We start from the raw sequence: 23,175 nt of genomic DNA, 5'->3' as shown, positions 1-23,175 counted from the left end.
CTCCTTGGTGTTGTCCTGGCTGGTTTCCTGAAATCGGGCTCCGCGGCGCGCGCGTCAGACCGCGTTCTTCTGGCGCAGCGTGAGCACGTCGAGCAGCATGCGCGCCGTCGAGATGTTCGTTGCGCACGGCACGTCGTGCACGTCGCATGCGCGCACGAGCGCGTTGATATCGGGTTCGTGCGGCTGCGGAGTCATCGGGTCGCGCAGGAAGATCACGATGTCGACGTTGCCTTCCGCGAGCCGCGCGCCGATCTGCAAGTCGCCGCCGTGCGGGCCCGAGAGCATGCGCTCGACGTTCACGCCCGTCGCGGCCTCGATGCGCGAGCCGGTCGTGCCAGTCGCGACGATCTCGCAGTGACGCAGCGTATCGACGTATTCGGTCGCCAGCTTGACGATGTCATCCTTCTTGTGGTCGTGCGCGATCAGTGCGACGCGGGTTGGCATGGCGTAACTCTCCTTGGCGTGTGGTTTGCGTGCGTAATAGTCGTGCTGCGTGTCGTGTCGTGTCGTGTCGCGTCGTGGCGCGTCGTGTCGTGTCGTGTCGTGTCGTGTCGTGTCGTGGCGCGTCGTGTCGTGTCGTGTCGTGTCGTGTCGTGTCGCGTCGTGGCGCGGCGCGAGGAGCGCCGCGGCTGCCCAACGCCGGCTCGATTTCAGTAGGTGCCCGGATAAGCCCCGCCGTCGATCAGCCAGTTCTGCCCGGTGATATAGCCCGCGTGCACGCTACACAGGAACGCGCAGGCGCGGCCGAATTCGTCGGGCGTACCGAAACGTCCGGCCGGAATCGTCTTCATACGGCGCGCGCGCGCTTCCTCTTCCGAAATCTGGCTCGCCTTCGCCTGCGCGACGAGGGTGGCCTGGATGCGGTCGGTGTCGAACGCGCCCGGCAGCAGGTTGTTGATCGTGACGCCCGTGGCCGCGACCTGGCGCGCCACGCCCGCGACGAAGCCGGTCAGGCCCGAGCGCGCGCCGTTCGAGAGGCCGAGCACGTCGATGGGCGCCTTCACCGAGGAGCTCGTGATGTTGACGATGCGCCCGAACCCGCGCGCGATCATGGCGTCGATGGTGGACTGGATCAGCGCGATCGGCGTGAGCATGTTCGCTTCGAGCGCCGCGATCCACGCCTCGTGGGTGTACTTGCGGAAGTCGCCCGGCGGGGGGCCGCCCGCATTGTTCACCAGAATGTCCGGCGATGGGCAGGCCGCGAGCGCGGCGGCGCGGCCCGCTTCGGTCGTGATGTCGCAGGCCACCGCCTTGACGTCCACGCCCGTGCTCCTGCGGATCTGCGCGGCGGTTTCCTCCAGCGTCTGCGCGGTGCGCGCGACGATCGTCACGTTGACGCCTTCGGCGGCGAGCGCCTCGGCGCAGCCGCGTCCGAGTCCCTTGCTGGCCGCGCACACCAGCGCGTTGCGTCCTGCGATGCCCATGTCCATCGTTCTCGTGTCCTTTTTGCGTGGATGACCGTCCTGTGACAGGGCGGACACGGCCAGGCCTTGCGCCGCGCCGCCCTGCGACCTTTTTGGGATTCTAGAAGAATCGGGCGCGGCGCGTGGAAGGCCGATGGCGCGCGCCCCGGCAACCGGTGGGCAAAGTCGCGTCGCAACGCGCCATGCGCGCGCCGGTGCGGGCATGCTTACCGTATACTTGCGCCTGTAGCGCCGCCCGGCGCCCTCGCAAGCCTTGAGCGCTTGCCACGCGCGGCGGGCCGTGCTCGCCGCCACCGCGCAACCCGGGCATGCGCTTCGGGCTCGCGCGGCGACGGCACGACCGATTCTCCGATTCCCTTGCAGCCTTGTGCGCCCCGTCATGAAACAGGACAGCCGTTTCCCGAATCTCTTCATCCTCGATCACCCGCTGATCCAGCACAAGCTCACGCATATGCGCGACAAGGACACGTCCACGCGCACGTTCCGCGAGCTGCTGCGCGAGATCACGCTGCTGATGGGCTATGAAATCACGCGCGACCTGCCGGTCGCGTCGCGCCGCGTGCAGACGCCGCTCGTCGAGATCGATGCGCCGGTGATCGCGGGCAAGAAGCTCGCCATCGTGCCGGTGCTGCGCGCGGGCGTGGGCATGTCCGACGGCCTGCTCGAGCTGGTGCCCTCCGCGCGCGTCGGCCATATCGGCGTGTATCGCGCCGACGACCATCGCCCGGTCGAGTATCTCGTGCGGCTGCCCGACCTCGAGGACCGCACTTTCATTCTGTGCGATCCGATGGTCGCGACGGGCTACTCGGCGGCGCACGCCATCGACGTGCTCAAGCGCCGCGGCGTGTCCGGCGAGCGCATCCTGTTCCTCGCGCTGGTGGCCGCGCCGGAGGGCGTCGACGTGTTCCAGAAGGCCCACCCGGAGGTGAAGCTCTACGTGGCGTCGCTCGATTCGCATCTGAACGAGCACGCTTACATCATCCCGGGTCTCGGTGACGCCGGCGACCGGCTCTTCGGCACGAAGAACTAACCGCTGTGCCACGGTTGTCCAGGGGCGGCCAGCGGAAACTGGCCGCCCTCGCCCCTTACCCGCCTTGGGCCGGCACACCCGATCCTGCCCCCTTAGTGCCCTCGGCGGCCGGCGTAACCGGGAATCGTCTGGCGTTACGTTACGTAGGCAGGCGAAGCCGGTCGGTCCCGGCGTGATAAAATTCAGATCCACCTGAACGGGCGCTGCGTCCCGTCCTGCCGGCACATCGCGCTGCGCGGGTATGACGCGCGAGCCACGCGCAAAATTCTCGCGCGCCGCGCGAACGAGGCGCGAAGGCCGCACCCGGGAAAATCGCAACGACAACAGCACATTGCACACTGCACGCGCATGGCGCGTGCGACGGAGAAAGGTATGGCGGGTCATTCGAAATGGGCCAACATCAAGCACAAGAAGGCTGCTGCTGACGCGAAGCGCGGCAAGGTCTGGACGCGGCTCATCAAGGAAATCCAGGTCGCGGCGCGTATGGGCGGCGGCGATGCCGATACGAACCCGCGCCTGCGTCTGGCTGTAGACAAGGCGTACGACGCCAACATGCCCAAGGACAACATCAACCGCGCCATCCAGCGCGGTGTGGGCGGCGTCGATGGCGCGAACTACGAGGAAATCCGCTACGAAGGCTACGGCATCGGCGGCGCGGCCGTCATCGTCGACACGATGACCGACAACCGCACCCGCACGGTCGCGGAAGTGCGCCACGCGTTCTCGAAGTTCGGCGGCAACATGGGCACGGACGGCTCGGTTGCGTTCATGTTCGATCACGTCGGCCAGTTCGTGTTCGCGCCGGGCACGCCCGAAGACGAGCTCATGAACGCCGCGCTCGAAGCGGGCGCCGACGACGTCGTGACGAACGACGACGGCTCGATCGAAGTGGTCTGCCCGCCGTTCGACTTCACGAAGGTGAAGACCGCGCTCGAAGCCGCGGGCTTCAAGGCCGAAATGGCCGAAGTCACCATGAAGCCGCAGAACGAGGTCGAATTCACGGGCGACGACGCCGTGAAGATGCAAAAGCTGCTCGACGCTCTCGAAAACCTGGACGACGTCCAGGATGTGTACACCAACGCGTCGATCGCCGAGGAATAAGGCGTCGGCGCGGGAGGCCGCGTCGAGGTCTGCTTCGGCCCCGCCTCCTGCTTGCGATTTTCACGGCCGGCGCACTGCGCGCCGGCCGCAACTGTTTCTGGTCTTGGTCTTTCGGGGATTCTCATGAAGTTACTCGTCGTCGGTTCTGGCGGCCGCGAACATGCGCTGGCGTGGAAGCTCGCGCAGTCGCCGCGCGTGCAGCTCGTCTACGTCGCACCCGGTAACGGCGGCACCGCGCAGGACGAGCGGCTCGCCAACGTCGACATCACGGACATCCACGAGCTCGCCGATTTCGCCGAGCGCGAAGGCGTCGCCCTCACCGTGGTCGGCCCCGAAGCGCCGCTCGCCGCGGGCATCGTCAACGTGTTCCGCCAGCGCGGGCTGAAAGTGTTCGGCCCGTCGAAGGAAGCCGCGCAGCTCGAAAGCTCGAAGGACTTCGCCAAGGCGTTCATGAAGCGCCACAACATCCCGACCGCGGCCTACGAGACCTTCTCGGACGCCGCGGCGGCGCACGCGTACGTCGAGAAGAACGGCGCGCCCATCGTCATCAAGGCCGACGGCCTCGCTGCCGGCAAGGGCGTGGTCGTGGCGATGTCGCTGGAAGAAGCGCACCAGGCCATCGACATGATGCTCGCCGACAACAAGCTCGGCGACGCCGGCGCGCGCGTGGTGATCGAGGAATTCCTCGCGGGCGAGGAAGCGAGCTTCATCGTCATGGTGGACGGCAAGCACGTGCTCGCGCTCGCCTCGAGCCAGGACCACAAGCGCCTGCAGGACGGCGATCAGGGCCCGAACACGGGCGGCATGGGCGCCTACTCGCCCGCGCCCATCGTCACGCCGCAGCTGCACGCACGCGTGATGCGCGAAATCATCCTGCCGACCGTGGCGGGCATGGAGAAGGAAGGCATCCGCTACACGGGCTTCCTCTACGCCGGTCTGATGATCGACGCGCAGGGCAACCCGAAGACGCTCGAGTTCAACTGTCGCATGGGCGATCCCGAGACGCAGCCGATCATGGCACGACTGAAGGGCGACTTCTCCAAGGTCGTGGAGCACGCCATTGCCGGCACGCTCAACCAGGTCGAGCTCGAGTGGGACCGTCGCACGGCGCTCGGCGTCGTGCTCGCCGCGCACAACTATCCGGAAACGCCGCGCAAGGGCGACCGCATCAGCGAGATCCCCGCGGAAACGGCCGATTCGGTGACGTTCCACGCGGGCACGCAGATGGTGGACGGCAAGCTCGTGACCTCGGGCGGCCGCGTGCTGTGCGTGGTGGGTCTCGCCGATTCGGTGCGCAGCGCGCAGAACGTGGCGTACGAGACCGTGAACCGCATCTCGTTCGACGGCATGCAGTATCGCAACGACATCGGCTATCGCGCCGCGGGGCGCAAGCAGTAAGCGCAGCGCTTTGCCGGGGCGCCCGCTTCGATGCGAGCGGCCACGCCCCGGCGCGCTCACGGCGTATTCGTCTGGGCGGTTTACGCCCGCCGAAAAACCATCCACCGCGCAGCAGTCGGAAGCGCGTGCAGCCCGGCAGCCCACGCGGCCGCCGTTGGCGTCGGAGGGCGCGCCAATCGGCGCTACACTGCCGCTGTCAGGCCGCGCCGGGCGGTCTATCCGAGTCACCCAACGAATAACCCGACGAATAACCGATTCGAGCGCCCGCTCGCTGCCGTCCCCATTTCATCGATGACTGACACCTCTAACAGCGCCTACCCCGACAGCGCCGCCGTCCGCGCCTGGCTGGCCGGCCTGCAGACGCAGATCGCCGACACGCTCGGTGCCTTCGACGGCAAGCCGTTCGCCACCGACAACTGGCAACGCGGCCCCGGCGAGAAGCTGCGCGGCGGCGGTTGCACGCGCATCATCGAAGGCGGCGAGTTCTTCGAGCGCGGGGGCATCGGCTTCTCCGACGTTTCCGGCGACGCCTTGCCGCCCTCGGCAACGGCGGCGCGCCCCGAACTGAACGGCCGCGGCTTCGAGGCGATGGGTGTTTCGCTCGTGCTGCATCCGCGCAATCCGTATTGCCCGACCGTGCACATGAACGTGCGCATGCTGCTCGCCACCAAGTCGGGCGAGGCGCCGGTGTTCTGGTTCGGCGGCGGCATGGACCTCACGCCTTTTTATGGCTTCGAGGAAGACGCACAGCACTTCCACGGCGTGTGCCGCGACGCGCTCGCGCCCTATGGCGAGGACCTGTACCCGCGCTTCAAGCGCTGGTGCGACGACTACTTTTTCCTGAAGCACCGCAACGAAGCGCGCGGCGTGGGCGGCATTTTCTTCGACGATTACGCCACTGGCGGCTTCGACGAGGCGTTCGCCATGCTCAGGAGCGTGGGCGACGGTTTCCTGAAGGCGTATCTGCCGATCATCGAAAAGCGCCGCGCAACGCCCTACGGCGAAGCCGAACGCGAATTCCAGGCGTACCGGCGCGGCCGCTACGTCGAATTCAATCTGGTCTGGGACCGCGGCACGCATTTCGGCCTGCAAAGCGGCGGCCGTACGGAATCGATCCTCATGTCGATGCCGCCGGGCGCCACCTGGCGCTACGACTGGCAGCCGCAGCCGGGCACGCCGGAAGCGCGCCTCTACAGCGACTTCCTGCCCGTGCGCGACTGGGTCTGACGCCGTGACGCAAGCTTTCATCGTCCCGCCCAACGCGCTCGAACGGCGCGTCGGGCTGCTCGGCGGCACGTTCGATCCGATCCACGAGGGCCACCTCGCGCTCGCACGCCATTTTGCGCGCGTGCTGGGCCTGAACGAGCTGATCCTGCTGCCCGCTGGGCAACCGTGGCAGAAGCCGGGCGTGACCGCGGCGCAGCATCGGCTCGCCATGACGCGCGCCGCCGCTGCCGCGCTCGCGCTGCCGGGCGTGACGGTGACAGTGGACGCCGACGAAATCGAGCACAACGGCCCGACCTACACGGTAGAAACGCTGCGCCGCTGGCGCGAGAGGCGCGACGTCGACGGCAACGCGAGCAACGAGAAAGCGGCGCTCACGCTGTTAATGGGCGCCGATCAACTGCTGCACCTCGATTCGTGGCACGAATGGCGCGAGCTTTTCGCGCTCGCGCATCTGGGCGTGGCGAGCCGCCCCGGCTTCGACTTCACGGCGCTGCCGCCCGAAGTCGCGCACGAAGCCGCCGCCCGCCGCGCAAGCGCCGCCGCGCTTGCGACGACGCCGCACGGCCGCCTGCTGGTCGACGAAACGCTCTCGCTCGACGTTTCGGCGACCGAAATCCGGCGCGACCTGCCGGCCTGCGTGGCAAGCGGGCAACGTCGCGGCACCGCCGCCGACAAGCTTCCTGCGGCCGTGTGGGACTATATCCTTCAACATCATCTCTATCTGCATCACGGGTAACTATGGACATCCGCAAACTTCAACGCGCCATCGTCGACGGTCTCGAAGACGTCAAGGCACAAGACATCCGCGTCTTCAACACGAGCCATCTGACCGAGCTGTTCGACCGCGTGGTCGTCGCGAGCGGCACCTCGAACCGCCAGACCAAGGCGCTCGCCAACAGCGTGCGCGAGAAGGTCAAGGAAGCCGGCGGCGACATCGTCAGCACGGAAGGCGAGGACATCGGCGAATGGGTGCTCGTGGATTGCGGCGACGCGGTCGTCCACATCCTCCAGCCCGCGCTGCGCCAGTACTACAACCTTGAGGAAATCTGGGGCGACAAGCCGGTCCGCGTGAAGCTCGCGACCAACACGGGCTTCGTGGGCGCGCGCCCGAGCGAGCCGATGGACGACGAAGACGAAGACGAAGAAGTCGCGCCGGCCGTCAAGAAGCCCGCGCGCAAGAGCGCTGCGCGTAAAACCGCGAAGTAAGCGGCAGCGCGCTCGCAAACGACCATCGACCTGCACGATGAAACTGCATATCGTCGCCGTCGGCCACAAGATGCCGGACTGGATCGCTGAGGGCTTCGAGGAATATACGAAGCGCATGCCGCCGGAGCTGCGCATCGAGCTGCGCGAGGTGAAGCCCGAGCAGCGTTCGTCGGGCCGCGCAGCCGAGAGCGTCATGGCGGCCGAGCGCACGCGCATCGAAGCCGCGCTGCCGAAGAACGCGCGCATCGTCGCGCTCGACGAACGCGGCAAGGACTGGACCACGATGCAGCTCGCCCGTGCGCTGCCGCTGTGGCAGCAAGACGGCCGCGACGTGGCGTTCCTGATTGGCGGCGCGGACGGCCTCGACCCCGAACTCAAGGCGCGCGCCGACACGCTCCTGCGCCTGTCCTCCCTCACGCTGCCGCATGCGATGGTGCGCGTGCTGCTGGCCGAGCAGCTTTACCGCGCGTGGACCATCACGCAGAATCACCCCTATCATCGCGTGTGATGCAGGTATAAGCGCGAGAGCGCCGCTTTTCGTCGTGCGCCTGCGCGCAGCTTGCGCCCCGCTCGAGCCCCGCTTGCGCCCGAAATGGCAGGCGCGCACGTCAACCCGAAGTCCGTAACGACAAAGACGCTCCGATGCCCACCAACGCGCCCTATCCGTTCGTCTATCTCGCCTCGCAGAGCCCGCGCCGCCAGGAGCTGCTGCAGCAGCTCGGCGTGCGCTTCGAGCTGCTGCTGCCGCGCCCCGACGAAGACGCCGAAGCGCTCGAAGTCGCGCTGCCCGGCGAGCAAGCCGCCGTCTATGTCGAGCGCGTGTGCGCTGCAAAGGCCGACGCCGCCCGCGCGCGCCTCGTCGCTGGCTCGCACAAGCACGCGCCGATTCTGACCGCCGACACCACGGTCTCCATCGACGGCCATATTCTCGGCAAGCCGCACGACGCGGCCGTTGCCTATGCGATGCTCGAGCGCCTCGCCGGGCGCGAGCACGAAGTGCTCACGGCGGTGGCCGTGGTCAACGCCGAAGGGGTGTGCCTGCCCGTCGCGGTCTCGCGTTCGCACGTGCGCTTCGCCCCCGCGCTGCCCGCCGCGATCGCGCGCTACGTGGCGAGCGGCGAGCCGTTCGGCAAGGCCGGCGCATACGGCATACAGGGCCGCGCGGCGGAATTCGTCGAGCGAATCGACGGGTCCTATTCGGGTATCATGGGTTTGCCACTATTCGAAACGGCCGCTCTCCTGCGCGCCGCGGGCATCGACTTCTAGAACAAATCATGAACGAAGAAATCCTGATCAACGTCACGCCCCAGGAGACGCGCGTCGCATTGGTCCAGCAAGGCGCAGTACAGGAGCTTCACGTCGAGCGCACGCTGTCGCGCGGGCGCGTCGGCAACGTCTATCTCGGCAAGGTCGTGCGCGTGCTGCCGGGCATGCAGTCCGCGTTCATCGACATCGGTCTCGAACGCGCCGCGTTCCTGCATGTGGCCGATATCTGGCATCCGCGCATTGCCGGCGAAGCGCATGCGAGCGTGCATCATCAGCCCATCGAAAAGACCGTGTTCGAAGGGCAAACGCTCATGGTGCAGGTCGTGAAGGATCCGATCGGCACGAAGGGCGCACGGCTTTCGACGCAGGTGAGCATAGCGGGCCGCACGCTGGTCTATTTGCCGCAGGAACCGCACATCGGCATCTCGCAGAAGATCGAGAGCGAGGCCGAGCGCGAAGCGGTGCGCGCCCGCCTCACGGCCGTGCTGCCCGCCGACGAAAAAGGCGGCTATATCGTGCGCACGATCGCTGAAGACGCCACAAGCGAAGAGCTTGCGGCGGACGTCACGTATCTGCGCAAGACGTGGGCGACGATACTCGCCCAGGCGCAGCGCGTGCCCGCCACGAGCCTGCTGTATCAAGACCTGAATCTCTCGCAGCGCGTGCTGCGCGACTTCGTGAACGACGAGACCTCGCGCATTCAGGTCGATTCGCGCGAAACGTTCCAGAAGCTCACGGAGTTCGCCACCGAATTCACGCCCGCCGTGCTGCCGAAGCTGCATCACTACTCGGGCGAGCGGCCGCTCTTTGACCTCTACAACATCGAGGCCGAAATCCAGCGCGCACTCTCGCGCCGCGTGGATCTCAAGTCGGGCGGCTACCTCGTGATCGACCAGACCGAGGCGATGACGACCATCGACGTGAACACGGGCGGCTACGTCGGCGCGCGCAACTTCGACGACACGATCTTCAAGACCAATCTCGAAGCGGCGCATACGATCGCGCGGCAATTGCGTCTGCGCAATCTGGGCGGCGTGATCATCATCGACTTCATCGACATGGAGAACGTCGAGCATCGCGACCAGGTGCTCGGCGAGCTGAAGAAGGCGCTTTCGCGCGACCGCACGCGCGTGACCGTGAATGGTTTCTCGCAGTTGGGGCTCGTGGAGATGACGCGCAAGCGCACGCGCGAATCGCTTGCGCACGTGCTGTGCGAGCCGTGCCCGACTTGCCTCGGCAAAGGCCAGGTGAAGACCGCGCGCACCGTTTGCTACGACGTGCTGCGTGAAATTCTGCGCGAGTCGCGCCAATTCAATCCGCGCGAGTTTCGCGTGGTCGCTTCACAGCAGGTCATCGACCTCTTTCTCGAGGAAGAGTCGCAGCATCTCGCCATGTTGATCGACTTCATCGGCAAGCCGGTTTCGTTGCAGGTGGAGTCGAATTTGAGTCAGGAACAATACGACATCGTGCTGATGTAGCGCGACGCCGTGGCAGGCATCACCGGAGCACCGCAGTTGAATCACCAGCGCGTCACAATTGAACAGATCGGCGAATTCGACGAGATCGTCGACGTAAGAACGCCGCTCGAATTTGCCGAGGACCACGTTCCCGGCGCGATCAACGCGCCCGTGCTCAGCAACGAGGAGCGCGTGATCGTGGGGACGATGTACAAGGATTCGCCCTTCGAGGCAACGCGGGTTGGCGCGGCCATGGTGGCGCGCAATATCGCCACGCATCTCGACACGCTGTTTGCCGACCGTCCGCGCAACTGGCGCCCGCTCATCTACTGCTGGCGCGGCGGCAAGCGCTCCGGCTCGATGACGGCCTGGTTCAACATGATCGGCTGGCGCGCGCGCCAACTGGACGGCGGATACAAGGCGTACCGGCATACGATCGTGGAGGCGCTTGGCACGCTGCCCGAAGGATTTCGCTATATCGTGGTGGCAGGGCCGACCGGCAGCGGCAAGACGCGCCTCTTGAAGGCGCTGGGACAAGCGAACGCGCAGATGCTCGACCTCGAAGCGCTCGCCGCGCATCGCGGTTCGTTGCTGGGCGCGCTGCCCGAGCGGGTGCAGCCGTCACAAAAGTCGTTCGATACGGCGCTCGTGCAGACGCTGCGCGGCTTCGACGCCACGCGCCCCGTGTTTGTCGAGGCCGAAAGCCGGCGCATCGGCGTCATCACGCTGCCGCCCGCGCTCGTCGAACGTCTGCATGCCGCGCCTTGTGTCGTACTCGACGTCGCGCGCAAAGAACGTATCGACTTGCTGCTCGAGGAGTACGGGCATTTGTTCGATGAACGTACCTATTTCCGCGAGCAACTGAACAAGCTCACGCCGCTGCACGGGCGCGAGCGTATCGAATCGTGGTGCAAGCTGCTCGACGAAGATCGCAGGGCGGAGCTTTACGAGGCGCTCGTCGCGCAGCACTACGATCCCGCCTACACACGCAGCACGCGGCGCAACTTCGCGAAGCTCGAAAAATCGCTGCACTTCGCCTTCCGGCCCATGACGGGCGACACCCTCGCGCAAGCCCGCACGCTGCTCGCGCAACTGGAGGAAACGTCGTACGCCGCAGAACCTGCGAGCACCGAAGCCGAAGCGCCTCGCACCGTCTGACGCATCCCCTTCCCTCTTCGCGGATTTCACGAAAGGCGCGCGCGCCGCGATGGCTTAGCGCGAGTACATCGCGTTCCAGTCTTCGGGCGAAACCGTGCCGCGGCCGCCCGATTGCGAGGCGTTCGCCACGCCGCCGTAGCTGCTGTTTGCGCCATTCAACGCGGCGACCTTCGCCTGGGCGGCCTGGATTGCTTCGGGATAGTGGGCGTTGTCGCCATCACCGACGCGGTAGCCGACCTGCTGGAGCTGCACAAGTTCGGCGCGCACCTGGGCGCGGGTGATGGTCGAGTGTGACTGCGCAAACGAAGCGGTGGGCAGAGCGGCAGCGGCAAGAACGGTGGCGACGGCAACGGCTTGAATCAGGGACTTCATGGAAACGACCTCCAGTTGGATAGGCGGTCGACGTGCGACTGTGTGGGCATGCGACCGATGTACGCAGTCTAGGCTTGATGGAGATCAGGGTTAACCCTTGAACACCGAAAGGAGTCTTCCAGCGGACGGGAGAATCCGCGCGTGCCCCGTCAGACAGGCCTGAACGGGCGATGCGGAGGTCAAGGGCGCGTCCACGGGACGCCGGATGATCTGGCGCGTAATGTCGGGAGACCGCGGATGCGTCCCGCTGCAAAATCGCGAGCGGGACGCCAGTATCAGCGCGCAGCCGGTATGGGCGGCGTGGCGCGGCACATAGCCGGCAGCACGGCGGAGATGGCCGAGCAAACTTCGCTGATCTCGGCGGGACGCCCCGCGTCGCCGAGCGACATCGAGCGGCCGGGCACGTTGATGCCGAAGTGGCGCGCCGACGTCGCGGTGAAGATCATGACCGTGGGGCGGCCCACGGCGCTAGCCAGGTGCACGAAACCCGTGTCGGTGCCGACCACGAGCGCTGCGGCGTCGATATGCTGGGCCACCTCGGTCACGCTGAGCTTCGGCAGCACGACCGCGCCGGGGACACCTGCGGCAATCGCCTCGCCTTCGCGGCGTTCGGCCTCTGAGCCCCACGGCAGCAGCGCGGTCAGGCCCAATTCGCGCAGATGCGCGCCCACACGGTGCCAGTGCGTCACGGGCCACTTTTTCTCGTCGCTGGACGTCGCGTGAAAGAGCAGGGCGTAAGGCGCGTGCACGGCGCCGGCCAGCGGCGTGACGGACTTGGGGACGACGAGCCCGAAATCCGGCGCGCTATCGATCGTGTAGCCGAAGGTATCACCCACGGTCTTGCGCAGGCCCTCCCAGGCAAGCAGATCTTCGCGCGACGGGTAGCGCCGGTTGTAGGCGAATGCCGCGCCCGTCTCGCCGAGGCTTTCGCGCCGGTAGCCAAAGCGCAGCCGCCCGCGCGCGAGAAACGCGATGATCGCGCTTTTGTACACGCCGTGCAGGTCGAGGATCGCGTCGTACTTTTCAGCGCGCAACTCGCCGATCGAAGCGGCGATGGCTTTCAGGTCGGCCATGCTGCGCGCGCGCTTGAAGCGGCGCAGCGGCGCGCCGAGCACGCGGTCGATGCCGGGATTCCAGCTCAGGATGTCGGTGAATGCGCCGTCGGCCGCCCAGTCCACCTTCACGCCCGGGAAGGCTCGGTGCAGGTCCGCGACAATAGGTTGACCATGGACGATATCGCCCAAGGACGTGACTTTGACTATAAGAATGCGGTCCATGATACCGAAAACTGACGGACCAGGCGCGACTGCGGCAGCACGCTTGGCCGGGCGCGAGCAACGAGCTCGCGGGACCCGCGATTATACGTCAGCGCCCTGCTGTCAAGCGTGATCGCAAGGCTGCGAAAGCCTGACTGGGCGAACCCTGAGCAATCGTGGTCGCACCGGGCCCATGCGTTAAAATCTGTCGCCGTAGAGATCGCCCGGACCAAAATCGCGCCAATCTGGCCCCACTACAGCCTTTCAAAGGCAAATATTCCGGGTAGGAGCTTCCTGTTTGAAAATCCTGCTGACCAATTTTCACTACGGCCGCGGCGGCGGCCACGACACCTACATCGGGGTGATCGCACGGGGCCTTGCCGGCCGGCATCAGATGTTCGTCGCAGCGCCTGCGACGAGCCGCCTGTATGCGCATGCGCGCGCGATCCCCAATGTCACGGCGCTGCCGCTTGAATTTCCGGCCAAGCTCAAGGACGTACGCCGCATGGTGCCGGCGTGGCGGGCGCTGCGCGCACTGCTCGAACGGGAACGCTTCGATATCGTGCACGTGAACGGCTCGCCCGATCACCGGCTCGTGATGTTCAGCATGATGGGCATGCTAGGGCCGCGTCCGCGCGTGGTGTGGACCAAGCACAATTCGATCGCGATCAAGGCCGACTTTCTCACGCGCGTGCGCGCCACGCGTGCAACCGACGTAGTCATCGCCGTGTCGGATTCGACCGCCAATTTCGTCAGCGCCTCGGTCTATGGGAGTAAGCCAGTGACGGTGGTCAAGAACGGGGTCGACATCGACGCGTTCGAGCCCGCTACCCAGGCCGACGTCGCCCAGGCGCGCGCGTTGCTGCTCGGCGAAGCTCAGGCCGGCAAGCTCGTCTTGGGAACCGTCACGGGCTTCGATTGGTACAAGGGCACGATGGACGTGATTGCCGCGGTCGCCGCCCTGCCCGCCGCACAGCGCGAGCAATTCGTGGTCGTGGTCGCCGGCGTCGAGCCGAACGAAGCGCAATGGCGCGAGATCGACGCGCTCGGCATGCGCGAGCAGGTGCGCGTGGCGGGTTTCGTCGAGGACGTGAAGTCGATTATCCGCGCGTTCGACATCGGCTTCGTGGTCTCGTATGCGGTCGAAACAGTCTCGTTCGCGTGCCGCGAGATGATGGCCATGGGCAAGCCCGTGATCGTCGCGCGCTACGCGGGCTTGCCCGAGAACGTCGCCGACGGATCGGACGGCTGGATCGTCCCGCCGCACGACCCGCCTGCCCTCGCGAAAACACTTACGCAGATCCTGGCGGAGCGCGACGCGCTCGGCGCAATGGGCCGGCGCGCACGCGTGAAGGCCGAGCGCGAGTTTTCGCTTTCGGAGTTCATTGATCAGACCGAGCGGGTATATCTGCAGCAGCTTGCGAAGTCGCCACCGTCATCCTCATAGACGCGCGCGCAACACAGGCCCCACCGCAATTCCGCTTTCGGGGCCAACGAATAGTTATTGAACATGGCGAATCGGGTAATTCATCTTTTCAACGGTTTTCTGAATCCGAACGGCGGCAGTGAACTCGAAGCGCTCGCGCTCGCCGAGCAATTGCGCGCGCATGGCGACGTACGGCTGTGGGCGACGTCTTCGCGCAGTCCGGCGTCGTTGCGGGAGCGTCATAGCCTCGAGCGGATCGGTTTTGGCTCGGCGTGCCGCGGCATCCGCCCCGAAGGCGGCACCTATGTGTTCGTCGGCGCGCACTGGCGCAACAAGCTCTGGCCGTTCGCCGTGCCCGCGCCCGAGCGCCTCATCTACGTGTTCAACACGTTTCATCCGAAGATTCTTTCGTTGACCTCGCAACATCCGCGGCTGCTGCGCTGGCCGCGAACGGAATACGTCTTCATCTCCGAATTCCAGAGAACGCTGCTCGACACGCCGGGCGTGATTCATCCCTCACCGATCGATATCGCGCGCTTCACGCCCGCCGCGCATAGCACAGCGCGCCGCCGGCCGGTCATCGGGCGACTGAGCCGCGACACGCTCGAGAAGCACGACGCCGAAGACCTCTCGCTTTACCGCGAATGGGCCGCCAGCGGCGCGCACGTGAAACTGCAAGGCGCGACCTGTCTTGCCGACCTGCTCGAGCGCGGCGCGCAACTCGAACTCGCGCCCGAAGGCGCGGCGCCGGCCGTCGATTTCCTGCGCTCCCTCGATGTGTTCTACTACCGCACGGGCAGCCACGTCGAAACCTTCGGCCGCGTCGTATTTGAAGCGATGGCGTGCGGCTTGCCCGTTGTCTGCCATCGCCGTGGCGGCTACGCGAACAGCATCCGCCACGGCGAAAACGGGTTCCTCTTCGACACGAGCGACGAAGCGCGCGAGATCATGCGCGCACTGCTCGATCAACCTGCCTTGCGCGCGGCGATCGGTAAAAATGCACGGCGCACGGTCGAAGCGCTCTATTCGCGCAGCGCGCTCGCTCGCCGCGCCCAGTTTTACCTTCGCCACGCGATGTCCTCAGAGGCAGCGTAAAGGAACCCACACTCATGCAAACGACGCTCTCCGATCGAAGCCAGCCCATGCAGGCGCAATCCTGGCCTTTGCTGCTCGCGCGGTTTGCGGCGGTGCTCTCGCTCGCGGCCGTGCCGCTCTCCACGGCGGGCGTGAATCTCGGGAGCGGGCTCGTGCTGTTGTTCGCCGCGTGCTCGCCCGAGGCCTGGCGCGGCTTGCGCAAGATCCGAACGTCGCCCACGAGCGTCGCTGCCATCGTGCTCTTTGCCCTGCTCGGACTAAGCCTGCTGTATACGAAGGCGAGCATGAACGAGGCGATCAACTTCCTGCTGAAGTATCGCAAGCTGCTGATGTTCCCCCTCCTCTTGCTCGTGCTACGCGGTGAAGACAGCGCGAAGTGGGGAAGCGCCGCGATCTGGGCGCTTTTCGCCGCGCTCACGCTCACGATGTTCCTCACCTACACGAATGCGTTCGGCTGGACCGCCGTCGGTCCGATGCACGACACGCAGGGCCCGATGAGTAAGCCCTGGGTCTTCAAGGACCACATTTCGGGCGGCCTCATGATGGCGTTCCTCATGTGGCTCTCGATCGCGCTCGGCCAGTCGAAGACGAAGCCCGTGTGGCGCGCGCTCCTCTACGCGAACGCGCTGCTCGCGCTCGTGAACGTCCTGTTCGTGCTCCAGGGCCGCACCGGTCAGGTCGTTGCGCTGGTCTATATCGCCGTGTTCGTGGTGTGGCAGCTCGTGCATTTGCGCAGCGCGCGCGCCGGACGCATTCGCCTCGTTGCGACGCTCGCATGCGTCGTCGCCTGCATGGGAATCGCGTACTACGCGTTCACGGCGAAGGACTCGCGCCTCGCCGACACGAGCCAGGAAATCACGAGTTTCGAAAACAGCAACCAGGTCACTTCGGCGGGCGTGCGTCTCGAGTTCTACCGTCGCAGCGTGGATCTCTTCGCGCACCGTCCCATTGCAGGCTATGGCGTGGGAAGCGTGCTGCCCGAGTTCGAGCGTTTTGCGAAGAACCAGACCGGCGGCCGCGCAGTAATGGCCGGCAACCCCCACAACGAATTCCTGCTGATGGGTGTGCAGCTTGGCGTGATCGGCATTGCGCTCTTCATGTGGCTGCTCGTCGCGCTCTACCGCGAGTGCCGCCATGTAGATCCGCTCGCGCGCAATGTGATTTACGGCTATCTGCTGGCCTTCTTCGTGGGCTGCCTCGCGAACTCGCTGCTGCTGAATTTCACCGAAGGCAGTTTGTTCGTCCTGCTGAGCGGCATTCTGCTGTATAGCCGGCGGGTGAATAAAACGGCGCAACCGCGCTAACGCAACCGCGACGTTCTATCGGCAGAAACAAAAAAGGCGAGCGCGAGGCTCGCCTTTTTTCATGCAGCGCGCAAAGCGCAACTTATGCCGCGCCTTGCTGATACTGGATGCGGTGCAGATGCGCATAAAGCCCCTGCTGCTCGAGCAGTTCGCGGTGCGTACCACGCTCGACGATGCGACCTGCCTCCATCACGAGAATGCGGTCGGCGCGCTCAATGGTCGAAAGGCGGTGGGCAATGACGAGCGTCGTGCGGCCCTTCATCAACGTTTCCAGCGCGGCTTGCACATGACGTTCGGATTCCGAATCGAGCGCCGAAGTGGCTTCGTCGAGAATAAGGATCGGCGCGTCCTTATAGATCGCGCGCGCGATGGCGAGGCGCTGACGCTGGCCGCCCGAGAGCTTCATGCCGTTGTCGCCCACCAGCGTGTCCATGCCTTCGGGCAGCGCCGCGATCGTGTCCCACAGGTTCGCGGCGCGCAGCGCGTTTTCCACGCGCACGCGGTTGGCGGTCTCGCCATACGCCACATTGTTCGCGACCGTGTCGTTGAACAGCACCACGTCCTGGCTCACCATCGCGATCTGACTGCGCAGCGCGTGGATGTCGTAATCGGTGAGCGGCACGCCGTCCAACAGCAACTGGCCGCCCGTGGGATCGAAAAAGCGCGGCAGCAGGTTCACGAGCGTGGTCTTGCCGCTGCCCGAGGGGCCCGCCAGCGCCACCATCTCGCCAGGCGCCACGCGCAGCGTCACGCTGTCCAGTATATTGCGCGCATTCTCGCCATAGCCGAACGACACACCGCGAAACTCGATCTCGCCGCGTGCGCGCTCGAGCGGCACGCCGCCGCCCGCAGGCTCGGCCGGCTCGTCGATCAGGCCGAAAATGAGTTCCGCCGCCGTCACGCCGCGCTGCAGCGGCTGGTTCACGTCGATCAGGTGCTTGAGCGGCGAGATGACCAGCAGCATCGACGTGACGAACGCGACGAAGCCGCCGACTGTGGTCTGGTCGTGCGAGGCCTGAACGACGGCGATCGTGATGACGATGGCGAGCGCGATGGAAGCCAGGAACTGCGTCAGCGGCTGAGCGAGACCGCCCGAGATCGTCATGCGCATCTGGTATCCACGCAGGCGCTTGCTGAGCGCGCCGAAGCGGTCGATCTCGTACTTCTCGCCGTTGTGGACCTTGACGACCTTGTAGCCGCCCACGGTCTCTTCGACGATATACGACAGATCGTTCGTGAGAATCTGATGCTCGCGGTTCAGGCGCCGCAGCCGGCGGTTGATCTTGCTGACGAGCCAGCCGATGCCGGGCAGCAGCACGGCGACGATCAGCGTGAGCCGCCAGTTCAGAATGAACAGGTAGCCCAGCAGGAAGATCACGGTGAGCGAGTCGCGCACGGCGGTGACGAGCACGCCCATCAGCACGTTCAGGATCTGGTTGACCTCGAAGACGATCGCGTTGATGACCGTGCTGGCCGTCTCGCGCTGGAAGAAGCCGACGCTCGCGTGGATCATGCGCTCGAACATCTTGAGCCGCAGTTCCAGCAGAATGCGGTTAGACACGTATTGGAGCAGGTAGCCCGACGCGTACTGCGCGAGCCCGCGCACGAGCGCGAGACCGATCACGGCCACCGGGACGATCCATTTGGCGCTCGGGCTGCCTTTAGTGCCGAAGCCATGATCGAGGAGCGGCTTGAGAAGCGCCGGAATGCCGGCCTCGGTCGCCGCGACGATGGCCAGTGTGAGGATGGCGGCAATCGCCACCCCCAGAAGCGGTTTCAGATACGGCCAGAGCCGCCGCAGGACCGACATCGGGCTCGAAGCCGTGCCGGAGCCGCCGATCTGCTTGCTAAGTGTGGACTGGAGGGACTTCTCGCTCAAGGCATCCTCTGGAATAACGCGTTGCCGCTACAACAAACTGGAAATGCGGACTCGAACAGGCGGTGCGCCGCCTGACGGTGGGGTATCGCATTGTATATGGTCGGCGCACCGGGCCGCCGGGCTCCGGGGCGACAGGGGGCGTACGCCATGTATGCGCTCTATCTGTATACTTGCCGCTCGCGCGGCTGCGCCCGCTTCCCCTCCCATCCAGGCCGCATGAAAAACACCACGCTCGGCATCGCCATCATCACGAAAAACGCCGCATTGCGGCTCGCGCAGTGCCTCGATTCGGTGGCGTTCGCCGACGACATCGTGGTGCTCGACAGCGGCAGCACCGACGCCACGCTAGACATCGCCCGCGCCCACGGCGCGCGCGTGCTGCAAACGCCAGACTGGCCCGGCTTCGGGCCGCAGAAAAATCGCGCGCTCGAGGCGCTCGGCACCGACTGGGTGTTCTCGATCGACGCCGACGAAGTCGTCTCGCCGGAACTGGCCGCGTCGATCCGCGCCGCCATCGCTGCACCGCGAGCCGAAGTCTACGCTGTAGACCGCCTGTCCAGCTTCTGCGGCGCGTGGATTCACCATAGCGGCTGGTACCCCGACTGGATTCCGCGCCTCTTCAAGCGCGGCAAAGCGCGTTTTTCCGACGATCTCGTGCACGAGCGGCTCGTGTTCAACGCAAGCGACGCGAGCGCGCAGCGCCTCACCGGCAAGCTGCTCCACTACTCATACGAGGATTTCGACGCCGTATTGCGCAAGCTCGACGCCTATTCGGGCGCGGGAGCTCGCCAGCGCGCGGCAAGTGGCAAAAGCGGCAGCTTCCGCAAGGCTGTGGCACGCGGCGCCTGGGCGTTCTTGCGCACCTACGTGCTGCGCGCCGGGTTTCTCGACGGGCGAGCAGGTTTCCAGATCGCGGTATTCAACGCGGAAACCGTGTACTACCGTTTCCTGAAGCTCGCGCTGCTCGCCGGTCAGGGCAAGAACAGCGCGAACCCGGATCAGTAAACAATCTCGATTTCGCTGCCCGCGAACTCGCCACGCAGCGCGGCGAGCAGATCGTCGGTGGGCTTGACGCGCCAGGCGTCGCCCAGACGCACTTCGCCTTCCGCCCGATCGTTGCGATAAACGATCTGCACCGCGAGCCCGTTCGGAATGACCGCCTGCGCGCGCTCGCCGCGATCGCGTCCGAAGCCGCCGCGGCCGCGCGTTTCCGTGGCAGGCGCCGGCAGCGAGTCGTCGGGCTTCGCGCGATACGCTTCGAGCACCGTGCGCAGCGCGCCGGCATTGGCATTGCCGTTCATCTGCAGCTTCACGGCTTGCGCGTAGCGGCTGCGCGCGCGCTCCAGATCCATCACGGTATCCACGGTGAAGCGAATACCGCCCGTGAACGCGTCATTGCGCGCCCCGCCCTGCACGACGAGCAGCTCGTCTTCCTTGAAGAGCGCCTTGTGCGCTTCGAACTGCTCGTTGAACACCGTCACCTCGCACTGGCCGGTGCCGTCGTCGAGCAGCGCGATCAACATCTTGCCGCGCTGGGTCATTTGCGTGCGCAACGAGGCGATCACGCCCGCGATCAGCTTGTCGCGACCTTCCTTCAGCTCGCCGATCTTCTGGCGCACGAAGCGGCGCACTTCGTCCTTGTAGGCGTCGAACAGGTGGCCCGAGAGGTAGAAACCCAGCGCCGCTTTCTCTTCCTGGAGCTTGCGCTTCTCGCCCCATGCCGGCTCGTCCACCAGTTCGTGCGCGGCGAGCGGTGCATCGCCCATGTCGAAGAGGCCGGCCTGCATGGCGTTGGCGCTCGCCTGGTCGGCGGCTTCCATCGCCATCGGCACGGATGCGAGCAACTGCGCGCGGTTCGCGTGAATCGTGTCGAACGCGCCAGCGCGGATCATCGCTTCGATGGTGCGGCGATTGACGAGACGACGGTCGATGCGCTCGCAGAAGTCGAACAGATCCTTGAACGGACCGCCCTCTTCACGCGCGCGCAAGATTTCTTCGATGGCGTTCTGGCCGCTGCCCTTGATCGCGCCAAGACCGTAGCGGATCGTGCGCGAGCGCTTGCCTTCGGCCACGCTGGCGTCGGCCACCGGCTCGAAGCGGTACGCCGAGGCGTTCACGTCCGGCGGCAGCACGACCATCTTGTTGGTCAGGCAGTCCTCGAAGAGGATCTTCACCTTGTCGGTGTCGTCCATGGCGAGCGACATGTTCGCCGCCATGAATTCGGCTGGATGGTGCGCCTTGAGCCACGCCGTGTGATAAGCGAGGAGCGCGTAAGCGGCCGCGTGCGACTTGTTGAAGCCGTAGCCCGCGAACTTCTCCATCAAGTCGAAGGTCTCGTCGGCCTTCTCGCGCGTGAGGCCATTCTTCGCCGCGCCTTCCGCAAAAATCTCGCGGTGCTTGGCCATTTCCTCGGGCTTTTTCTTGCCCATCGCGCGACGCAGCAAGTCCGCGCCGCCGAGCGAGTAGCCGCCGATGATCTGCGCCATCTGCATCACCTGCTCCTGATAGACCATGATGCCGTAGGTCTCTTTCAGAACAGGTTCGACACGCGGGTCGGGATACTCCACCACTTCGCGGCCGTGCTTGCGCGCGCAGAAGCTCGGGATCAGGTCCATCGGGCCCGGACGATACAAGGCCACGAGCGCGATGATGTCCTCGAAGCGGTCGGGCTGCGCGTCCTTGAGCATGCCCTGCATGCCGCGGCTTTCCAGCTGGAACACGGCGACTGTATTCGCCTTCTTGAGGATCTGGAACGACGGCGCGTCGTCGAGCGGCACCTGGGCGAGCGACCAGTCCTTCTTCGACGGATCGAGCATGCGGATATAGCGCTCGGCCCAGTCGAGAATCGTGAGCGTGGTCAGACCCAGAAAGTCGAACTTCACGAGGCCGACGGCTTCCACGTCGTCCTTGTCGTACTGGCTCACGACGCCGCTTTCGTCGCCCTGCGTGTAGAGCGGGCAGAAGTCGGTGAGCTTGCCCGGCGCGATCAGCACGCCGCCCGCGTGCATGCCCACGTTACGCGTGAGACCTTCCACGAGCTGCGCGAGGTCGAGCAGCTGATGCACTTCGTCTTCGTTGTCGTAGCGCTCCTGCAGGAGCGGCTCTTCCTTCATCGCGTCGGCGATGGTGACGTGCTTGCCCGGCTTGAACGGAATCAGCTTGGCCACGCCGTCTGTGAAGTTGTAGCCGAGATCGAGCACGCGGCCAATGTCGCGCACCGCGGCCTTCGCGGCCATAGTGCCGAAGGTGGCGATCTGTGAGACGGCATCCGCGCCGTACTTCTCCTTCACGTACTGAATAACGCGATCGCGCCCGTGCTGGCAGAAGTCGATGTCGAAGTCGGGCATCGACACACGTTCCGGATTCAGGAAGCGCTCGAACAGCAGGTTGTAGCGCAGCGGATCGAGGTCGGTAATACCGAGCGCGTACGCGACGAGCGAGCCCGCGCCCGACCCCCGGCCCGGCCCCACCGGCACGCCGTTGTTCTTCGCCCAGTTGATGAAGTCAGCCACGATCAGGAAGTAGCCCGGGAAGCCCATCTTGATGATGGTCCCGCACTCGAATTCGAGCCGCTCGTTGTAGCGTGCGCGCTCCTGCTCGCGTTCGGCTTCGTCTGGATACAGCTGTACGAGGCGCTTTTCGAGACCCTCTCTCGAAAGCTGCACGAGATAGTCGTCGAGCGATAGGCCGTCCGGCGTCGGGAACAGCGGCAGCTTCGGCTTGCCGAGTTCGAGCGTCAGATTGCAGCGCCGCGCGATTTCGATGGTATTCGCGATTGCCGAAGGAATGTCCGCGAAAAGCGCGACCATTTCTTCCTGCGTGCGAAAACGCTGATCGGTCGTGAAGCGCTTCTGGCGGCGCGGATTCGCGAGGATGTCACCCTCCGAGATGCACACGCGCGCTTCGTGGGCGGTGTATTCCTCGTCGGTCATGAACTGCATGGGGTGCGTGGCGACCACCGGCAGCTTCAGTTGCGACGCGAGCGCCACCGCCTGCTCGACATACTGCTCGCCGCCGGGCTGGCCGCAGCGCTGCAGTTCGATGTAATACGCGTTCGGGAACAGCTTCGCCCAGCGCTGCGCATGGCGCTTCGCGCTTTCCGCATTGCCCGCCGCGAGCGCGAGACCCACGTCGCCCTGTTGCGCACCCGAGATCGCGAGCAGCCCCTCGGCGAGCCCTTGTTCGAGCCACGCAACGTCGACTTCCGCGCGACCGCGATACTGATTCGTGAGCCACGCCTTGGAAAGCAGCTCGCACAGATTCAGGTAGCCGCGCTTGTTCTTCACCAGCAGCAGCAGGCGCGACGGCTTGTCGCGGTCGTCGGGATTCGCGATCCAGACGTCGCAGCCGGCGATGGGTTTGACCCCTTTGCCACGGGCTTCGGTGTAGAAACGGACGAGGCCGAATGCGTTGCCGAGGTCGGTAAGCGCGAGCGCGCCCTGGCCGTCCTTGGCCGCCGCCTTGACGAGGTCGTCGAGGCGCACGATGCCGTCGGCAATCGAGAATTCGGAGTGGACGCGGAGATGGACGAAGCGGGGATCTGACATGGCCGTCATTGTACCTTTAGGGGCACGCG

The 23,175-nt window shown here is 65.7% G+C and carries 20 protein-coding genes; 14 read left to right on the top strand and 6 right to left on the bottom strand.

All coding sequences use genetic code 11. The features are described from left to right. Nucleotides 1-54 precede the first annotated feature (54 nt). Both M3I53_RS27870 and M3I53_RS27865 read right to left on the bottom strand, forming a co-directional pair. Complete coding sequence (locus M3I53_RS27870; RefSeq protein ID WP_069265494.1) at nt 55-444, bottom strand: methylglyoxal synthase; 390 nt, start codon at nt 442-444, stop codon at nt 55-57. A gap of 206 nt (nt 445-650) precedes the next feature. Then, nucleotides 651-1,430, bottom strand: a complete 780-nt coding sequence (locus tag M3I53_RS27865) for an SDR family oxidoreductase (RefSeq protein WP_254319087.1) — start codon at nt 1,428-1,430, stop codon at nt 651-653. A gap of 373 nt (nt 1,431-1,803) precedes the next feature. On the opposite strand from M3I53_RS27865, the gene upp reads away from it, so the two are divergent. The 10 genes from upp to mnmH all read left to right on the top strand — a co-directional run bounded on the left by upp (nt 1,804) and on the right by mnmH (nt 11,267). Beyond that, a complete protein-coding gene (gene upp / locus M3I53_RS27860) occupies nt 1,804-2,454 on the top strand; it encodes a uracil phosphoribosyltransferase (protein WP_254319086.1) in 651 nt (216 codons plus the stop codon). Between the two features lie 372 nt (nt 2,455-2,826). Next, nucleotides 2,827-3,555 (top strand): YebC/PmpR family DNA-binding transcriptional regulator, encoded by a 729-nt coding sequence (locus M3I53_RS27855; RefSeq protein WP_069265309.1) that lies wholly within the window; start codon nt 2,827-2,829, stop codon nt 3,553-3,555. A 123-nt stretch (nt 3,556-3,678) separates the two neighbouring features. Beyond that, complete coding sequence (gene purD / locus M3I53_RS27850; RefSeq protein ID WP_254319085.1) at nt 3,679-4,953, top strand: phosphoribosylamine--glycine ligase; 1,275 nt, start codon at nt 3,679-3,681, stop codon at nt 4,951-4,953. Nucleotides 4,954-5,244: 291 nt separating this feature from the next. Continuing rightward, nucleotides 5,245-6,180: an oxygen-dependent coproporphyrinogen oxidase gene (hemF, locus tag M3I53_RS27845; RefSeq protein ID WP_254319084.1), complete on the top strand. Its 936-nt coding sequence runs from the start codon at nt 5,245-5,247 to the stop codon at nt 6,178-6,180. 4 nt (nt 6,181-6,184) lie between these two features. Next, a complete protein-coding gene (locus M3I53_RS27840; RefSeq protein ID WP_254319083.1) occupies nt 6,185-6,916 on the top strand; it encodes a nicotinate-nucleotide adenylyltransferase in 732 nt (243 codons plus the stop codon). Between the two features lie 2 nt (nt 6,917-6,918). Continuing rightward, nucleotides 6,919-7,386: a ribosome silencing factor gene (gene rsfS, locus M3I53_RS27835; RefSeq protein WP_254319082.1), complete on the top strand. Its 468-nt coding sequence runs from the start codon at nt 6,919-6,921 to the stop codon at nt 7,384-7,386. Nucleotides 7,387-7,423: 37 nt separating this feature from the next. After that, complete coding sequence (gene rlmH, locus M3I53_RS27830) at nt 7,424-7,894, top strand: 23S rRNA (pseudouridine(1915)-N(3))-methyltransferase RlmH (protein ID WP_254319081.1); 471 nt, start codon at nt 7,424-7,426, stop codon at nt 7,892-7,894. 134 nt (nt 7,895-8,028) lie between these two features. Beyond that, nucleotides 8,029-8,652 carry a nucleoside triphosphate pyrophosphatase gene (locus M3I53_RS27825; protein ID WP_254319080.1) on the top strand — a complete coding sequence of 208 codons (624 nt, stop codon included), beginning with the start codon at nt 8,029-8,031 and terminating at the stop codon, nt 8,650-8,652. An 8-nt stretch (nt 8,653-8,660) separates the two neighbouring features. Beyond that, complete coding sequence (gene rng, locus M3I53_RS27820; RefSeq protein ID WP_254319079.1) at nt 8,661-10,130, top strand: ribonuclease G; 1,470 nt, start codon at nt 8,661-8,663, stop codon at nt 10,128-10,130. Nucleotides 10,131-10,166: 36 nt separating this feature from the next. Continuing rightward, nucleotides 10,167-11,267, top strand: coding sequence for a tRNA 2-selenouridine(34) synthase MnmH (mnmH, locus tag M3I53_RS27815; RefSeq protein ID WP_254319078.1), 1,101 nt, complete (start codon nt 10,167-10,169; stop codon nt 11,265-11,267). Between the two features lie 54 nt (nt 11,268-11,321). On the opposite strand, the gene M3I53_RS27810 is transcribed toward mnmH, so the two are convergent. Together M3I53_RS27810 and waaC are read right to left on the bottom strand one after the other, a co-directional pair. Continuing rightward, nucleotides 11,322-11,639, bottom strand: a complete 318-nt coding sequence (locus M3I53_RS27810; protein ID WP_254319077.1) for a DUF4148 domain-containing protein — start codon at nt 11,637-11,639, stop codon at nt 11,322-11,324. Between the two features lie 275 nt (nt 11,640-11,914). Next, nucleotides 11,915-12,916, bottom strand: a complete 1,002-nt coding sequence (waaC, locus tag M3I53_RS27805) for a lipopolysaccharide heptosyltransferase I (RefSeq protein ID WP_254319076.1) — start codon at nt 12,914-12,916, stop codon at nt 11,915-11,917. A 277-nt stretch (nt 12,917-13,193) separates the two neighbouring features. Between waaC and M3I53_RS27800 the strand changes: the two genes are divergently transcribed. From M3I53_RS27800 to M3I53_RS27790, 3 genes are all read left to right on the top strand, one after another. Then, nucleotides 13,194-14,342, top strand: a complete 1,149-nt coding sequence (locus M3I53_RS27800; RefSeq protein ID WP_254319075.1) for a glycosyltransferase family 4 protein — start codon at nt 13,194-13,196, stop codon at nt 14,340-14,342. 63 nt (nt 14,343-14,405) lie between these two features. Continuing rightward, nucleotides 14,406-15,416 carry a glycosyltransferase family 4 protein gene (locus M3I53_RS27795; protein WP_254319074.1) on the top strand — a complete coding sequence of 337 codons (1,011 nt, stop codon included), beginning with the start codon at nt 14,406-14,408 and terminating at the stop codon, nt 15,414-15,416. Nucleotides 15,417-15,430: 14 nt separating this feature from the next. Then, nucleotides 15,431-16,720, top strand: coding sequence for an O-antigen ligase (locus M3I53_RS27790; RefSeq protein ID WP_254319073.1), 1,290 nt, complete (start codon nt 15,431-15,433; stop codon nt 16,718-16,720). 82 nt (nt 16,721-16,802) lie between these two features. On the opposite strand, the gene msbA is transcribed toward M3I53_RS27790, so the two are convergent. Next, the gene (gene msbA, locus M3I53_RS27785; protein WP_254319105.1) at nt 16,803-18,530 is read right to left on the bottom strand and encodes a lipid A export permease/ATP-binding protein MsbA; all 1,728 of its coding nucleotides are present in this window, start codon (nt 18,528-18,530) and stop codon (nt 16,803-16,805) included. A gap of 285 nt (nt 18,531-18,815) precedes the next feature. On the opposite strand from msbA, the gene M3I53_RS27780 reads away from it, so the two are divergent. Then, a complete protein-coding gene (locus M3I53_RS27780; RefSeq protein WP_254319072.1) occupies nt 18,816-19,604 on the top strand; it encodes a glycosyltransferase family 2 protein in 789 nt (262 codons plus the stop codon). Here the strand turns inward: M3I53_RS27780 and dnaE are convergent. Continuing rightward, nucleotides 19,598-23,155 (bottom strand): DNA polymerase III subunit alpha, encoded by a 3,558-nt coding sequence (gene dnaE / locus M3I53_RS27775; protein ID WP_254319071.1) that lies wholly within the window; start codon nt 23,153-23,155, stop codon nt 19,598-19,600. The genes M3I53_RS27780 and dnaE overlap by 7 nt on opposite strands. Between the last annotated feature and the right edge of the window lie 20 nt (nt 23,156-23,175).

The organism is Paraburkholderia sp. CNPSo 3272, from assembly GCF_024206495.1.
Taxonomy (GTDB): domain Bacteria; phylum Pseudomonadota; class Gammaproteobacteria; order Burkholderiales; family Burkholderiaceae; genus Paraburkholderia.
The sequence above is the reverse complement of the archived record's forward strand: the minus strand, read 5'-3'. Positions and strand labels throughout refer to the sequence as shown.

Excerpts from the sequence above, each read along its gene's own strand:
- M3I53_RS27865 (WP_254319087.1), bottom strand. The coding sequence starts at position 1,430 with ATGGACATGGGCATCGCAGGACGCAACGCGCTGGTGTGCGCGGCCAGC.
- waaC (WP_254319076.1), bottom strand. The coding sequence starts at position 12,916 with ATGGACCGCATTCTTATAGTCAAAGTCACGTCCTTGGGCGATATCGTC.
- M3I53_RS27810 (WP_254319077.1), bottom strand. The coding sequence starts at position 11,639 with ATGAAGTCCCTGATTCAAGCCGTTGCCGTCGCCACCGTTCTTGCCGCT.
- M3I53_RS27825 (WP_254319080.1), top strand. The coding sequence starts at position 8,029 with ATGCCCACCAACGCGCCCTATCCGTTCGTCTATCTCGCCTCGCAGAGC.
- hemF (WP_254319084.1), top strand. The coding sequence starts at position 5,245 with ATGACTGACACCTCTAACAGCGCCTACCCCGACAGCGCCGCCGTCCGC.
- M3I53_RS27870 (WP_069265494.1), bottom strand. The coding sequence starts at position 444 with ATGCCAACCCGCGTCGCACTGATCGCGCACGACCACAAGAAGGATGAC.
- M3I53_RS27780 (WP_254319072.1), top strand. The coding sequence starts at position 18,816 with ATGAAAAACACCACGCTCGGCATCGCCATCATCACGAAAAACGCCGCA.
- M3I53_RS27790 (WP_254319073.1), top strand. The coding sequence starts at position 15,431 with ATGCAAACGACGCTCTCCGATCGAAGCCAGCCCATGCAGGCGCAATCC.
- M3I53_RS27795 (WP_254319074.1), top strand. The coding sequence starts at position 14,406 with ATGGCGAATCGGGTAATTCATCTTTTCAACGGTTTTCTGAATCCGAAC.
- purD (WP_254319085.1), top strand. The coding sequence starts at position 3,679 with ATGAAGTTACTCGTCGTCGGTTCTGGCGGCCGCGAACATGCGCTGGCG.
- rlmH (WP_254319081.1), top strand. The coding sequence starts at position 7,424 with ATGAAACTGCATATCGTCGCCGTCGGCCACAAGATGCCGGACTGGATC.
- M3I53_RS27855 (WP_069265309.1), top strand. The coding sequence starts at position 2,827 with ATGGCGGGTCATTCGAAATGGGCCAACATCAAGCACAAGAAGGCTGCT.
- rsfS (WP_254319082.1), top strand. The coding sequence starts at position 6,919 with ATGGACATCCGCAAACTTCAACGCGCCATCGTCGACGGTCTCGAAGAC.
- rng (WP_254319079.1), top strand. The coding sequence starts at position 8,661 with ATGAACGAAGAAATCCTGATCAACGTCACGCCCCAGGAGACGCGCGTC.
- msbA (WP_254319105.1), bottom strand. The coding sequence starts at position 18,530 with ATGTCGGTCCTGCGGCGGCTCTGGCCGTATCTGAAACCGCTTCTGGGG.
- dnaE (WP_254319071.1), bottom strand. The coding sequence starts at position 23,155 with ATGACGGCCATGTCAGATCCCCGCTTCGTCCATCTCCGCGTCCACTCC.
- upp (WP_254319086.1), top strand. The coding sequence starts at position 1,804 with ATGAAACAGGACAGCCGTTTCCCGAATCTCTTCATCCTCGATCACCCG.